The following is a 13,931-nucleotide window of genomic DNA, read 5'->3' as shown; positions in this document are numbered from 1 at the left end:
ACCACACCCTCACCCGCACCGCCCTACGCGCCACCGAAGCCGGCTCCTACGACGTCATCCACGCCCACGACTGGCTCGTCGCCCACACCGCCACCACCCTCGCCGAGCACCTGGACCTGCCCCTGGTCACCACCATGCACGCCACCGAGGCGGGCCGGCACCAGGGCTGGCTGCCCGAGGAGATGAACCGCACCATCCACGGCGTCGAACACTGGCTCAGCAACTCCTCCACCCGGGTGATCACGTGCTCGGGGTACATGCGCGACCAGGTGACCACGCTGTTCGACCTGTCAGCCGGGCAGGTCGACGTGGTACCCAACGGGGTCGACGACCGGGCCTGGCGGGCCCGTCCACGCGCGGTCGCCTCGGCCCGGGCCCGGTTCGCCGGCAAGGGGCCCCTGGTCGGGTACGCCGGGCGGCTGGTCTACGAGAAAGGCGTGCAGCACCTCGTGCGCGCCGTCCCCCGGCTGCGCGAGCGCCACCCCGGGCTGCGCGTGGTGATCGCCGGCGACGGCCCGTACCGCGCCGAACTGGAGGCGGAGGCCCGCCGGCTCACCCTCACCTCGACCGTCCGCTTCACCGGCTTCCTCGACGCCACCCAACTGCCGGCGGTGCTCGGCGCCACCGACGCGACCGTGGTGCCCAGCCTCTACGAACCGTTCGGCATGGTGGCGTTGGAGGCGGCGGCCGCCGGCGCCCCGCTGGCGGTGGCCCGTACCGGCGGGCTCGCCGAGATCGTCGAGCCCGGCGTGACGGGCGTGACGTTCCCGCACAGCGACCCGGCGGCGCTCGCCGGCGCCGTCGGCCAACTCCTCGGCGACGAGGTCTTCGCCCGCCGGGTGGCCCGCAAGGCCCGCACCATGGTCGGCGAGCGGTACGGCTGGACGGCCATCGCGGCCCGCACCGCCGCCAGCTACGCCACCGCCCGCCGCGAAAACGGCCCGCTCCAGGCTCGGCGGGCAGCCGCCCGACTGGCCGGCGGTCGGACCCGGATCGCCATTCCCGAGGGCAACCTGCTCGCCGCCGTGGACCACGCCGTCTGCTGACCCTAAGCGGACGACCGATAGGTGACCTCCGATCCGCTGGTTAGGGTGTACCCCGGACAGCGGCTGAGGAGGAGCGTGCGTAGGTGCTGATCGCCGGTCGCTACCGGTTACTCGACCTGGTGGGCCGCGGCGGCATGGGTCGGGTGTGGCGGGCCCGTGACGAGATGCTGCACCGCGACGTCGCGGTCAAGGAGGTCGTACCGCCGACCTGGCTGGCCGACCACGAACGGGCCGAGCTGCGCTCGCGCACCCTGCGGGAGGCACGCGCCGCGGCCCGGCTCAACCACGCCGCCGTGGTCCGGCTCTACGACGTCGTCCCGGTCGAGGGCAGCCCGTGGATCGTGATGGAGTACGTCCCGTCGCGCACCCTGCAGGACGTCCTGGACGCCGAAGGGCCACTGGAACCGACCCGGGCGGCCCGGATCGGTCTGGCCCTGCTCGGCGCGCTGCACGCCGCGCACACCGCCGGGGTGCTGCACCGCGACGTCAAGCCGCAGAACGTCCTCATGGCACACGACGGGCGGGTGATGCTCGCCGACTTCGGGCTGGCCACCTTCGACGGTGGGGACGGCATGACGACCCGCCCCGGCATGGTGCTCGGCTCCCCCCAGTACGTCGCCCCGGAGCGCGCCGCCGAGGGCGTGTCCACGGCCGCAGCCGACCTGTGGTCGCTCGGGGCCACCCTGCACGCCGCCGTCGAGGGCCGCTCCCCGTACGCGCGCAGCACCGCGATGGCCACGTTGAGCGCGCTGGCCGCCGGACCGCCGGACCCGGCCCCACACGCCGGGCCACTGGGACCGGTGCTCGCCGGGCTGCTGCGCCGCGACCCGCGCCACCGACTCGACCACGACACGGCCCGCCGGCTGCTCACCGCCGCGGCGACCGGCCTCACCCCGGTGCCCGACCAGGCACACCCGGCAGCGGATCCGGTCGACCGACCCACCACGTCCACCGACGCGTCCGATGAGGACCCCACCATCCCGCTGCCCGCACCGGACCAACCGGTCGCACGCCAGGCCGACCCCACGGCAGCCGCGGACGACGCCCGGCCGCGGGCCGCTGCGCGGCGGCGAGGCCGGGGTGCCACCCGACGGGTCGCGCTGCTCGCCGCGTCGCTGCTGGTGGCGGCGGCCGTCGGCGTCGGCACCGCCCTGGCCGTCACCGGCGACGAGCCGACGGGCACCGGCAGCCGGCCCACGGCGGCACCGCCGCAATGGCCGCCCGGCGGAGGTGGCGGCCCGGGCGGGCCCGGTGGGCCAGGTGGGCCAGGTGGGCCCGGCCCCGATCGGCCCGGCGGCCCCGTGCCGCCACCACCCTTTCCCTGCGTCCGCCCGGACGCCGGCAGCGCTCCGGTGCCGACCAGCTCACCCATCCCTGACGAGGCGTTCCGGCCCCCGACCGGCTGGATCTGGCACGCCGACACCACCGGCTTCCGGATCGCGGTGCCGACGCACTGGCGCTACTACCGAGACGACGCGGTGGCCTGCTTCCAGGACCCGGCGACCGGCCGGGTGCTCAGCGTCACCGAAGGCGGCGCCGCCGACCCGCTGGCCCGCCTACGAGCGGCCCACGACGCCGCGGCCAGCGCCGGGGCGTTACCGGGGTACGACGAGATCCGGCTCGCCGCAAGCGACGGCGGGGCGGAGTGGGAGTGCCGCTGGGCGGCGCCGCACGGCGTCCGGCTGCACGCCCGGCAGCAGATCACCGACACCCCTGCCGGCGCCGATCGTTGGACGCTCGGTTGGATCACCGACGACCGGGACTGGGTCGCCGCCGGCGCGGAGTGGACGACAGTCCGGGAGAGCTTTCGGCCACCGCGCTGACCTGCGCCGTACAGTCGTGGTCCAGCCCACCGTCCGTCGTGGATCGAGGCCGCTCAGCGGATGAGGAAACCCGCTCCGGTGGCTATCGTGTAACCCGGGGTGACCGAGGGGGAGCGACCGTGCAGCAGTTGCTGATCGCGGCTCGGTACCGGCTACTCGACCTGGTCGGCACCGGCGGGATGGGCCGCGTGTGGCTGGCTCGTGACGAGATGCTGCACCGCGACGTCGCCGTGAAGGAGGTCGTGCCACCATCCTGGCTGGCCGAGGCCGAGCGCGCCGAGCTGCGGCTGCGGACGCTGCGCGAGGCGCGCACCGCCGCCCGGCTCAACCACCCCAACGTGGTCCGCATCTACGACGTGGTGCACGACCGGAACAGCCCCTGGATCGTGATGGAGTACGTGCAGTCCCGGTCGGTGCAGCAGATCATCAGCTCCGAGGGGCCCCTGAGTCCGCAGCGCACCGCCCGGATCGGGCTGGCCGTGCTCGCCGCGCTGCGGGCCGCGCACACCGCCGGAGTGCTGCACCGCGACGTGAAACCGCACAACGTGCTGGTCGCCGACGACGGTCGGGTGGTGCTCACCGACTTCGGGCTGGCCACCTTCGACGGCGGCGAAGGAGCGATGACCGGGCCGGGCACCGTGCTCGGCTCACCGCAGTTCGTCGCACCGGAGCGGGCCCGCGACGGGGTGTCCGACCCGCGCACCGACATGTGGTCGCTGGGGGCGACGCTCTACGCGACGGTCGAGGGGCAGTCGCCGTACGCCCGGACCAGCGCCATGGCGACGCTCAGCGCCCTGGCCACCGAACCGCCCGACCCGATGCGCCGGGCCGGCCCGCTGCGTCCCGCACTCAACGGCCTGCTGCAACGTGACCCCCGACGGCGGTTGACCGCCGCCGAGGCCGAACCGCTGCTGCACGCCGCGGCGACCGAGCCCGACCAGCCCACCGAGCCAGCCCGGTCCGCGGCCGTGGCGGCGGTACGCACCGCGGGCCGGGCCGCCGTACCGGTCCCGTCGGCACCGCCCGCCGTACCGGTCGACCAGCCGGCCCCGCCCGGCGACCAGCCGACACCGGCCGACCGCCCCACGATCCGCCCCAACGGGCGGCGGCGTCGGCTACTCGCCCTCTGCGGCGCGGCCACCGCCGTCGCGCTGCTGATCGCCGGGGGTGTCACCCTGACGCTGCTGAACCGCGACGACGAGCGGACGCCCCCCGCCGGCTCCGGGGGCGGCGCGACCACCACCGCCCGGCCGGTCGCCTTCGCCTGCGCGACGCCTCCACCCGCGGCGGCCACCCCGGTGCCGTCGAGGCCACCGCCGGTCGGCGCGCGGTACGGGCTGGTTGCCGGCTGGACGTGGTACGAGGATCCGACAGCGTTCCGCATCGCCGTGCCGGTGTCCTGGCTGCGCTGGGCCGAGGGAGCGGTGACGTGTTTCCGGGAGGCCGGCGGTCCCCGAGTGCTCAGTGTCGAGGCGGGGCCGGCGAAGGCCGACCCGGTGGCGTACTGGCGAGCCGAGGAGGCGCGGCTCCTGGGCAGCGCGTCGCTACCGGGCTACCGGAGGGTGGACATCTCCCCCCTGGACGTCTTCGAGGGCGGCGCGATCTGGGAGTGCGCCTGGGAGAACGCCGCCGGGGACCGCGTGCACAGTTTCCGGCTGCTGGCCAACACCTCGGCCGGGCGCGCCTACACCGTCTCGTGGCTGACTAAAGAGTTCGACTGGCAGGTGAACGCCGCATACTTGGCGATGATTCGGCAGAGCTTCACCCCCACGCTCTGAGCGTGTCCGAAGTGGACTGCCGGGTGATGCCCCTGCGGTGCCGGTGCTGACTACAGTGGCGTAGTTTTGGCGCTCAAGATCCCTGGGGAGGGTGAGTCGACATGATGGGACCGCAGCACGCGCTGTCCGGCGCGGCGGTATGGCTGACTGGCTCCTGGGCGCTGGACCAGTTCGCCGACTACCACCAGTCGCCGCTCGCGTTGGCGGTGGGCACGGCAGTGTGCGCGGGTGGCGCACTCTTTCCGGACCTCGACATGTCGGGCAAGGTAACCAAGAACCAGGGCGGCGCCACCGTGGGCCGCACCTTCGGGGTCTTCTCGCTCTTCATCGCCGAGGTGATGGAGAAGGTCTCGCTCGGCGTCTACTACGCGACGAAGCTCAGCAGGGACCCGAAGCGCAACAACGGGCACCGGACGCTGACCCACACCCTTCCGTTCACCTTCCTGATCGGCTGGGGCACCACCGCGCTCTGCGCCGCGTACGGCAAGTGGGCGGTCATCACCATCCTCTTCTTCATGTTCGGCCTGGCCCTACGCGGGCTGTTCGACAACTGGGCCGAGCGGGCCGGCTGGGTGATCGTGACCCTCGCGTCGGCCGGAGCGGCCTGGTTCACCTTCGTCAACCTGCCGGGCGGGCGCGGCTATCCGCTGATCGGTACGGCCCTCGGGGTCGGCTGCTTCGTGCACATCCTCGGCGACATGATCACCCGAGCCGGCGTGCCGATCCTCTGGCCGATCCCCATCAAACGACGAATGTGGATGATGGTCGGCCTGCCGAACAGCATCGCGCTGCGTGTCGGCAGCAAGGCCGAGGTCGTCGTGATGCGCCTCGTGCTGACCGTGGTCTCGCTGCTCGCCACCGCCGGCCTGGTCGCGCCGTCGGTGCTGCACCGCTTCAACATCGACATCTGACCCCCGGGGCGGAGTCGACCCGCCAGCTTCTGTCGAGTTTCGGAATGTCGCTACCCGGGGATCCGGCCGCCCTCCTACGCTGACGCCCACCGAGGCGCTGCCGGAAGAGGGTGTCGAGCATGGGTCAGCCGGCCCGGGTGACGATCGTCGTCGGCGACGACGGCGCCGACGACCAACGACTCGACGAGCTGGCCCGCCGGCTCCGGAGTGAGTTGCTCGACCTCGATGTGACGGTCGAGGGCGCCCCGGCCGGTTCGGCTCCGTCCGACACCAAGGCAGTGGAACTCGCCGCCGTCGGCACCCTCGTCCTGACGCTGTCCCAGTCGGCGGTCCTCGCGGCAGTCATCAACGCGATCTCGGCCTGGCTGACCCAACGTCGGCAGGGCACGGTCAAACTCGAGATCGACGGCGAGACCCTGGAACTGTTCGGCCGACCGTCGCCGGAGCAGCGGCAGCAGACCGAGACGTGGCTGCACCGCCACCAGCTCCGCGACTCAGGGCTCGTGGGCGCCCGGTACGCGTTGATCGTCGCCAACTACGACTACCAGGATCCGGGGCTGCGCCGGCTGCGGGCGCCAGCGCACGACGCCGAGAGACTCGCCCAGGTGCTCGGTGACCCGGCGATCGGCGGCTTCACCGTGCAGACGATGATCAACGAGTCCGGGCCGACGATCAACGAAGCCGTCGAGGACTTCTTCGCCGACCGCGCCTCCGACGACCTGCTCCTGCTCTACTTCTCCGGCCACGGCGTCAAGGATCCGGACGGTGAGCTGTTCCTGGCCGCCGCGTCGACCAAGCTGCACCGGCTCGGGGCGACCGCAGTCGCCGCGGACTTCGTCAACCGGCGGATGAGCCGCAGCCGGTCCCGCCGGATCGTCCTGCTCCTGGACTGCTGCTACGCCGGCGCGTTCGGGCGCGGGATGGTCGCCCGCGCCGGCGGCGGCATCGCGATCGAGGACCAGTTCGGCGGACGCGGCCGCGCGGTGATCACCGCGTCGAGCGCGATGGAGTACGCATTCGAGGGACGCGAACTGGCCGAGACGAACAGCGGCGAGCCCTCGGTGTTCACCAGCGCGCTGGTCACCGGGCTCGAGACCGGTGACGCCGACCGCGACCAGGACGGCTACATCGGCCTCGACGAGTTGTACGACTACGTGTACGACCGGGTCCGCCGCGCAACCCCGCACCAGACACCCGGCAAGTGGACGTTCGACGTGCAGGGCGACCTGCACCTCGCCCGCCGCGGTCGACCGGTCACCACACCCGCGCAGTTGCCGAGCGAGTTGCAGGAGGCGATCGACCACCCCTTGACGGGCGTCCGGCTGGGCGCGGTCTCCGAACTGGAGCGGCTCGTCCGCGGCCGGCACGAGGGGATGGCGCTGGCCGCGCGGCTCGCGCTGGAACGCCTGGCCGACGACGACAGCCGCTCGGTGTCCGCCGCCGCGGCCACCATGCTCGGTGACGCCGCGACGGCCGTACCCGAGGTCCCCGCACGGCCGTCGCTGGCGACCCCGAAGCCAGCGACCTCGACCCCGGCAGCCCCGACCCCGGCGGCACCGACCCCGACTCCGGCGGCCTCGACTCCGGCCTCGACGTCGGTCCCGGGCTCGGCCTCGACCCCGGCTCCGGCTTCGACGTCGGCTCCTGCTTCGACGTCGTCCCCGGCTTCGACGTCGTCCCCGGCTTCGACGTCGTCCCCGGGCTCGGCCTCGGCCGAGCCGGCACGTCCCGACCCGCAGCCAGCGCGCCCGGCTCGGCCGGGCGTCCCGCAGCCACGGGCGGCGACCGAAGCGCCGGAGCAGCCGGGCCCGACCGGCGGTCGTCACCGCACGATTCAGGAGCTCCTCGCACGGGGCCTCGCGACGATCGGGGCCGCGACGCTGACGCTCGGCTACGGAATGCGGTTGGGAGACCCAGGGGTACGCGGCATCTGGTCCGACCTGCTCGACTCGGCAACGCTCTGGCTCTGGGCCGCCATCGCCACCGCACTGGTCTTCGCGTTCATGGCGGCCGGTCGCCGGGAGCGCGACGTCGCCCAGGGAGCCGCCTTCGGCCTGGCGGCAGGGATCCTCGGCTTCCTCGCCGGGGTCACCACCAACCGCTCGCTGCAGATTCTCATGGAAGCCGGCTTCTACATCGCCGTCGCTGGCGCGGTGCTGGTCCTCGCCGCCGTGACGCTGGAGGTCCTCCCGCGACCCCGCGGACCTCTGCCGGCCGCGACCATCGTCAGCGCGGCGCTCGCCATCGTCGCCCTCGCCGTCACCACCGTCGTCCCGGATGCCGTCACAGAATTCCTCGACGACGGCGAGCACACCGTGTGGGCCCTTCTCGTGTTCGCCGCCTCGACTCTGCTGGCGCTCGTGGCGGTGGCCGCGACGACACTGCGATGGTGGACCGCACCCTCGCGACGGGCGGCCACCCTCGGCCTGCTGTCGACGGCTCTCGTCGTCGCCGACGTCTGTTGGACTCTCGTCAAGCACCCGGACGAGTCCCACAGCGTCCCGTACGCGTCACTGTTGGCCGTCGCCCTCCTGGTCGTCGCGCTCGTCGGCGACGACCGACCGTTCCTGCTGGCTGCGGCGCGGCTGTCGCTGATCGCCATGCTGCTGATGCAGGTGCCGGTCGGCGGAAGCGGCTCCTCGGCCTCATCGGTCGGGCAGTTCATGCTCGAGGTGACCGCTGCCGCCTTCGCGGTCGGCGCCCTCTACACCGTCCTGCAACCCGCCGCAGAACACCCGCTCGCCCCGGACGCACACCGCTGACCCCGGCGACCCTCTCGTCTTGACCTGATCGGTGGCAGCTCAGCGGCTCGACGTACCGGCCGGGGGGCAGCGGACCCGGGTACGGGTACCGTCGCCCGGGGACTCACCGGGTGCCCATTTCGACGTGCACCACGAGGGTGGCAGGGCCAGCGTCGAGTTGGTCTCCGGCGTCTCATCGAGGTACATCTGCGAGATCCAGGGGACGGAACGATGACACGACACCAATTCCCAGAGGACTTCGTCTGGGGCTCGGCCACGGCCGCGTACCAGATCGAGGGCGCGCCCACCGAGGACGGCCGCGGCCCGTCCATCTGGGACACCTACAGCCACACCCCCGGCCGTACGCTGAACGGCGACACCGGTGACATGGCCGCCGACCACTACCACCGCTGGGCCGACGACCTCGGGCACATGGCCGACCTCGGCCTCGACGCGTACCGGTTCTCCATCTCCTGGCCTCGGGTGCAGCCGGGCGGCGCGGGCCGGTTCAACCAGGCCGGCATCGACTTCTACTCCCGCCTGGTCGACGGGCTGTTGGAGCGGGGCATCCGCCCGGTGGCCACCATGTACCACTGGGACCTGCCGCAGGAGTTGGAGGACGCCGGTGGCTGGGCGGCCCGGGAGACCGCGCTGCGCTTCGAGGAGTACGCCGCCGGCATCGTCGGCGCGCTGGGCGACCGGGTGCACACCTGGACCACGCTGAACGAGCCGTGGTGCTCGGCGTACCTGGGCTACGCCTCCGGCGTGCACGCGCCGGGTCGGACCGAGCCGGCGGCCGCGCTGGCCGCGGTGCACCACCTCAACCTGGCACACGGCCTCGCCGGTCGCGTGGTGCGGGAGCTGGCGCCGGCCGCCGAGCTGTCGGTGACACTGAACCTGCACGTCATCCGCCCGGCATCGGATTCGGCCGCGGACGCCGACGCGGTACGGCGGATCGACGCGCTGGCCAACCGGGCGTTCCTCGGCCCCATGCTGGACGGGGCGTACCCGGCCGACCTGCTGACCGACACGGCGTCGGTCACCGACTGGTCGTTCGTCCGCGAGGGCGACGAGAAGGCGATCGCGGTGCCGCTGGACGTGCTCGGGGTGAACTACTACTCGAGCACCCTGGTCCAAGCCTGGGACGGGGTGTCGGCCCGGTCGAACGCCGACGGGCACGGGGCCTCCACCGCCACGCCGTGGGTGGCCGCCGACACCGTCGACTTCCTGCCGCAGCCCGGCCCGTACACGGCGATGGGTTGGAACATCGACCCGCCCGCCCTGACCGAGCTGCTGCTGCGCCTGCACCGTGAGTACCCGAACCAGCCGATGATGATCACCGAGAACGGCGCGGCCTTCGACGACGTGGTGTCGGCCGACGGCCGGATCCACGACGAGCGGCGGATCGACTACCTGCGTGGGCACATCGGCGCGATGGCCGAGGCCCGCGCGCAGGGCGCCGACGTCCGCGGCTACTTCGTCTGGTCGCTGCTGGACAACTTCGAGTGGGGCTACGGCTACGACCGCCGCTTCGGCATCATCCGGGTCGACTACGACACCCAGGTACGCACCTGGAAGGACAGCGCCCACTGGTACCAGCGGCTCGCCTCCACCGGGGAACTGGACCAGGCCCAGGACTGAGCTGCTGACGACGCGTCGCCGTCACCTGCCGTCCGAGGACAGGTGGCGGCGACGCGCCCACTTCGGTCCCTCCTGCTGGCACCGAGTCCGAGCAGGAACCGACCGGAATGGGGGCCGCTTCGCGGCCGTGGCGATCGCCGCCACCTCGGGGGGCGACGAGTGCCCGATTGCCTAGGTCGAAGTCTCGCTGCCCGAGGGCGGGAGCAGTCCGTGAAGGACCAGGCCGGAGAGCGCGTCGGCCGTGCTGTTTCTGTCCTGCGCCGCTGTCGGGGTGGCAACGGGGTCCAGCCGGTCGGCGATCGGGTTCTGAGCCAGGGCCAGCGCGGGACCGATGATGGCGAAGTACAGGATGTGCGTCGGTACACGTGGAATGTGTCCGGCCGCCATGAGGCCGTTGAGGGCCGGCTCGATGCTGTCCCAGAACGGCTTGATGAACCGTTGGTGGAGATAGTCCAAGCGGCTGGAGTCGCGAGTTGACTCGTCCGCTATCAACCGGTTCATCTCTGCGGCGTTCGCGGACATCCGATAGAGCTGAATGACTACGCCCCTCAGGCGTTCAACATCGTCGCGGTGCTCCGCCAGCAACTGATTGCGCTCGCGCTCGGCGCCCGCCAGCGCGTAGTCCACCACAGCGCGCCAGAAACTCAACTTCGATCCGTACCGTACGGTGATGAAGTTGTGGCTGACGCCGAGCCGCCGGGCAAGTTCCCGCATCGTGGTCGCGGCGTAACCGAGTTCGGCGAAGGCGTCGAGACCGCGTCGAAGAATCTCGCTCTCGTCCAGTTGGACAGGGGAGAACTTCCAGCGCGTCGGCGACTCTGTCGCCTCTCCCTGCGGTCCGTCGGTCACTCCGGCCTCGCTCCATTCGGCACCAGTCGGCCTGATCGAGAGCCTTCGCTCGCCAGTACACGACCCCTACCGACTCACAACTCGCCATGATCCCGAACGGCGTCCGCCGCAGGCGGTGAAGCGGCCTCGCGGTACTGATCGCAGTCTTTCACGCCGGTCACGGTCTGGAGATGGGTACGTGCGCTCACTCACGTCTGCTTGACGACTGTCAAGCACCGTCCAATACTTGCTTCGTCAAGCAAGTAGACATGCCGTCAGGCATCCGACCCCCTACTTCAGGAGTGCTCAATGAGCTTCAAGCAGCGCACCGAGGGCGCCTCAGCGCCCAGCCGGCGCAAGATGATCGGCGCCATCCTCGGCGTCGTCGCCACCCTGGCCGCCACAGCCGTCCCCGCTCAGGCGCATGGCAGGGGCCCGCACGAGACCCACATGTCGCCAAAGCGGGTCGCCGCCGCGTTCTACGCCAGCTACAACGGGGATCTCGCCGCCGGCTTCGAGCGCTACATCTCGAAGGACCTGGTGCTCCATGGGTTTGACGGCCCCAACGACCGCTCCGCCTGGGTCGCGGGCGACCTCGAGATCAAGGGGTCGCTCACCGGCTACAAGCTGGACGTGCTCGACCAGATCGTGGAAGGCAACAAGGTCGTCACCCGCTGGCAGTTCGCGGGCACCCACACCGGAACGATCTTGGGCATCCCCGCGTCTGGCCGCAACGTCCACCTCAGTGGCATCTCCATCGACCGCGTGGTGGGCGGCCAGTCCGTCGAGCACTGGTCGGAAGGGAACTTCGGCCGGTTCCTGCAGGAACTCAGCGCTGCCACCCCTCCCAGCGGCAAGTAGGGCCGCGCGGCGACGTCCGCCCGGTCGAGGATGAATTGAGCCTCGTCCACCACGGCAGTGCCCGCCGTGGTGGACGATGGCGTCGCCCGCCCGACCCGGCCCGCCACTGTCGTCGGCCCGGACATCGCGACGCGCCTCAGACCCCTACCCGCTGCGGCGGGACGGTGAGCCCGTAGAGCGCCATCAGCTCCGGGGTGTCGACCCGGCTGCCGTCGGCCGCCGAGTCACAGGCGATGTCGACGATCTGGTCCTTGTGCGCCAGCAGGTACGGCCGGGCGCCCACGTCGGCGCTGGCCAGGGTGGCGATGCCGGACCAGTGCCGGCGGCCGAAAAGCATTGGGTAGCCACGCAGCCCGTCGTAGGTGGCGCAAACCAGGACATCCGGGTACGGCAGCGCGGCCACCCGTCGGATGGCGGCGGCGGTCAGACCCGGCATGTCGACCGGGATCACCACCACCGCTTCGATCTCCCCGTCGTCCATGGCAGCCAGACCGGCCCGGATGGACGAGCCGACCCCGGTGCCCCACGCCTTGTTGATCACCACGGTGACCTGGCTCAGGTCGGCGGCCTCCTGCACCTGTTCCGCCGCGGCACCCAGCACGAGCACGATCTGCTCGCAGCCCGCTTCGGTCATCGTTTCGATCATCTGGTTGACCAGGGGCGTCTCGCCCTGATGCAACAACGCCTCGGGGCCACCCAGGCGGCGTCCCCCACCCGCGGCGATGATCATTCCTGCGATCCGGTTCAGCTGGTGCCCCCTCGACCGTGGAGCGGACCAGGCACGACGGTGCCCGGTCCGCTCCGCCCTACGGACACCGGGAGCAACGAGGACAAGGCGGGCGGGGTGGCGGGGCGAAAGCGGACAATTGCGCAACTGTTACCTCGCCGCAGCCGCGCCGCGACGCGCTACGCCGCGTCCGCGTAGCAGTCGACAATGGACAGGTCGAGCGGAAACCGCACCGAGGTGGCCCCGAACAGCAGAGCCGCGGCCCGCTCGCCCGCCCGGGTCACCGCCGCCGCCACCGCCTCGGCCTGCGCCGCCGGGCAGTGCACGATCACCTCGTCGTGCTGGAAGAACACCAGCTCGGCGTCGGTGCCGGCCAGCTCGGCGCGCAGAGTGGCCAGCAGCGTGGAGGCCCACTCCGCCGCGGTGGCCTGGATGACGAAGTTGCGGGTGAAGCGCCCCCGGGACCGGGCGGCGCGTGCCCGAGGCCCCTGCGGGTCGGCCGCCCCCTCCGGGTCGACGGGGGCCTCGTCGGGGTCGCCCAACCCGGCCGAGCCGGGCGGGCACGTCCGCCCCAGCCACGAGCGCACCAGCCCACCCGCCTCACCGGTGCGCGCCGCCGCCTCGACATAGCCGAACGCCGTCGGGTAGTTGCGCTTCAGCACCGCCAGCGCGGGCACCGCGGCCCCGCCGGTCTGCCCGTACATGGCACCGAGCAGGGCCACCTTGGCCCGTGCCCGGTCACCGGCGAACGCGTCCCGAGCCAGGGCGGCGTACAGGTCACCGGCCCCACCCGCCGCCGCCAACCGGGCGTCACCGGAGACCGCCGCCAGCACCCGGGGCTCCAACTGGCCGGCGTCGGCGACCACCAACCGCCAACCCGGGTCGGCCACCACCGCACGACGGATCACCTTGGGGATCTGCAACGCGCCACCGCCCCGGGTGGCCCAACGGCCGGAGACCACCCCACCCGGCACGTACTCCGGCTGGAACCGACCGTCGCGAACCCACTGCTCACGCCAGGACCAGCCGTGCGCCGTCCAGATCCGGTACAGCTCCTTGTATTCCAGGAGCAGCGGCACCGCCGGATGATCCACCCCCCGCAGCACCCAGGCCCGGGTGTTGGGCAGCTCCACCCCGACCCGGGCGAACGCCTTCAGCAGCTCCGCCGGGGAATCCGCGTGCAATCGGCGGACGCCGAACGCGTCGGCGATCTGGGCGGCCAGCTCGGCCAGCCGACGCGGCGGGCCGCCGACCGGGGACGGCTCACCCAGCAGCTCGCCGAGGATCTCGTCGTGCACCTCGGCCCGCCAGGGCAGCCCGGCGACGCCCATCTCCACCGCGATCAGCGCGCCGGCCGACTCGGCGGCCACCAGCAACCGGAACCGACCCGGGTGCCCGGTCGCGGCGATCCGGCCGAGCTGGTCCGCGTACACCCGGATCAGGGCCTCGATGCCCGGGCCGCGCGAGTCGGGCGGCGCGTCGAAGAGCGCGCCCTGGCCGTGCCCGGGCGGCGCGGCCGGGCGCGGCGGCGGATCGGGCGGCACCGGCGCGCCGGTGAGCCGGGCCCAGGCGGCG

At 72.5% G+C, this 13,931-nt stretch carries 10 protein-coding genes; 7 read left to right on the top strand and 3 right to left on the bottom strand.

The window, feature by feature from the left end; genetic code table 11:
• The 6 genes from V6V47_RS32220 to V6V47_RS32195 all read left to right on the top strand — a co-directional run.
• Window positions 1–1,046, top strand: a 1,046-nt coding sequence (locus tag V6V47_RS32220) for a glycosyltransferase family 4 protein (protein ID WP_334632333.1), incomplete at its 5' end; no start/stop codon positions are given.
• 83 nt (window positions 1,047–1,129) lie between these two features.
• Window positions 1,130–2,869, top strand: a complete 1,740-nt coding sequence (locus V6V47_RS32215) for a serine/threonine-protein kinase (protein WP_334632332.1) — start codon at window positions 1,130–1,132, stop codon at window positions 2,867–2,869.
• Window positions 2,870–2,988: 119 nt separating this feature from the next.
• Window positions 2,989–4,647: a serine/threonine-protein kinase gene (locus tag V6V47_RS32210; protein WP_334632331.1), complete on the top strand. Its 1,659-nt coding sequence runs from the start codon at window positions 2,989–2,991 to the stop codon at window positions 4,645–4,647.
• A 101-nt stretch (window positions 4,648–4,748) separates the two neighbouring features.
• Window positions 4,749–5,558, top strand: coding sequence for a metal-dependent hydrolase (locus V6V47_RS32205; RefSeq protein WP_334632330.1), 810 nt, complete (start codon window positions 4,749–4,751; stop codon window positions 5,556–5,558).
• A 119-nt stretch (window positions 5,559–5,677) separates the two neighbouring features.
• Window positions 5,678–8,320 carry an effector-associated constant component EACC1 gene (locus V6V47_RS32200; RefSeq protein WP_334632329.1) on the top strand — a complete coding sequence of 881 codons (2,643 nt, stop codon included), beginning with the start codon at window positions 5,678–5,680 and terminating at the stop codon, window positions 8,318–8,320.
• Between the two features lie 210 nt (window positions 8,321–8,530).
• Window positions 8,531–9,940 (top strand): GH1 family beta-glucosidase, encoded by a 1,410-nt coding sequence (locus V6V47_RS32195; RefSeq protein WP_334632328.1) that lies wholly within the window; start codon window positions 8,531–8,533, stop codon window positions 9,938–9,940.
• A 171-nt stretch (window positions 9,941–10,111) separates the two neighbouring features.
• Here the strand turns inward: V6V47_RS32195 and V6V47_RS32190 are convergent, their stop codons facing one another.
• Window positions 10,112–10,789 (bottom strand): TetR/AcrR family transcriptional regulator, encoded by a 678-nt coding sequence (locus tag V6V47_RS32190; protein WP_334632327.1) that lies wholly within the window; start codon window positions 10,787–10,789, stop codon window positions 10,112–10,114.
• Between the two features lie 288 nt (window positions 10,790–11,077).
• Here V6V47_RS32190 and V6V47_RS32185 point away from each other — a divergent pair, with 288 nt between their 5' ends.
• On the top strand, window positions 11,078–11,629 hold the full coding sequence (locus V6V47_RS32185) for an ester cyclase (RefSeq protein ID WP_334632326.1): 552 nt from the start codon (window positions 11,078–11,080) through the stop codon (window positions 11,627–11,629).
• A 136-nt stretch (window positions 11,630–11,765) separates the two neighbouring features.
• Here the strand turns inward: V6V47_RS32185 and V6V47_RS32180 are convergent, their stop codons facing one another.
• Window positions 11,766–12,359, bottom strand: a complete 594-nt coding sequence (locus V6V47_RS32180) for a nucleotidyltransferase family protein (RefSeq protein WP_334632325.1) — start codon at window positions 12,357–12,359, stop codon at window positions 11,766–11,768.
• Window positions 12,360–12,535: 176 nt separating this feature from the next.
• Window positions 12,536–13,931 (bottom strand): bifunctional 3'-5' exonuclease/DNA polymerase (locus V6V47_RS32175; RefSeq protein WP_334632324.1); only part of this gene is annotated, 1,396 nt, incomplete at its 5' end.

This window comes from Micromonospora sp. CPCC 205539 (assembly GCF_036906815.1).
GTDB lineage: Bacteria > Actinomycetota > Actinomycetes > Mycobacteriales > Micromonosporaceae > Micromonospora.
Note: the sequence above shows the minus strand (reverse complement) of the source record. Positions and strands in the feature narration are given on the sequence as shown.

Coding starts and splice junctions, on each gene's coding strand:
- V6V47_RS32195 (WP_334632328.1), top strand. CDS start 8,531: ATGACACGACACCAATTCCCAGAGGACTTCGTCTGGGGCTCGGCCACG.
- V6V47_RS32180 (WP_334632325.1), bottom strand. CDS start 12,359: ATGATCATCGCCGCGGGTGGGGGACGCCGCCTGGGTGGCCCCGAGGCG.
- V6V47_RS32200 (WP_334632329.1), top strand. CDS start 5,678: ATGGGTCAGCCGGCCCGGGTGACGATCGTCGTCGGCGACGACGGCGCC.
- V6V47_RS32205 (WP_334632330.1), top strand. CDS start 4,749: ATGATGGGACCGCAGCACGCGCTGTCCGGCGCGGCGGTATGGCTGACT.
- V6V47_RS32185 (WP_334632326.1), top strand. CDS start 11,078: ATGAGCTTCAAGCAGCGCACCGAGGGCGCCTCAGCGCCCAGCCGGCGC.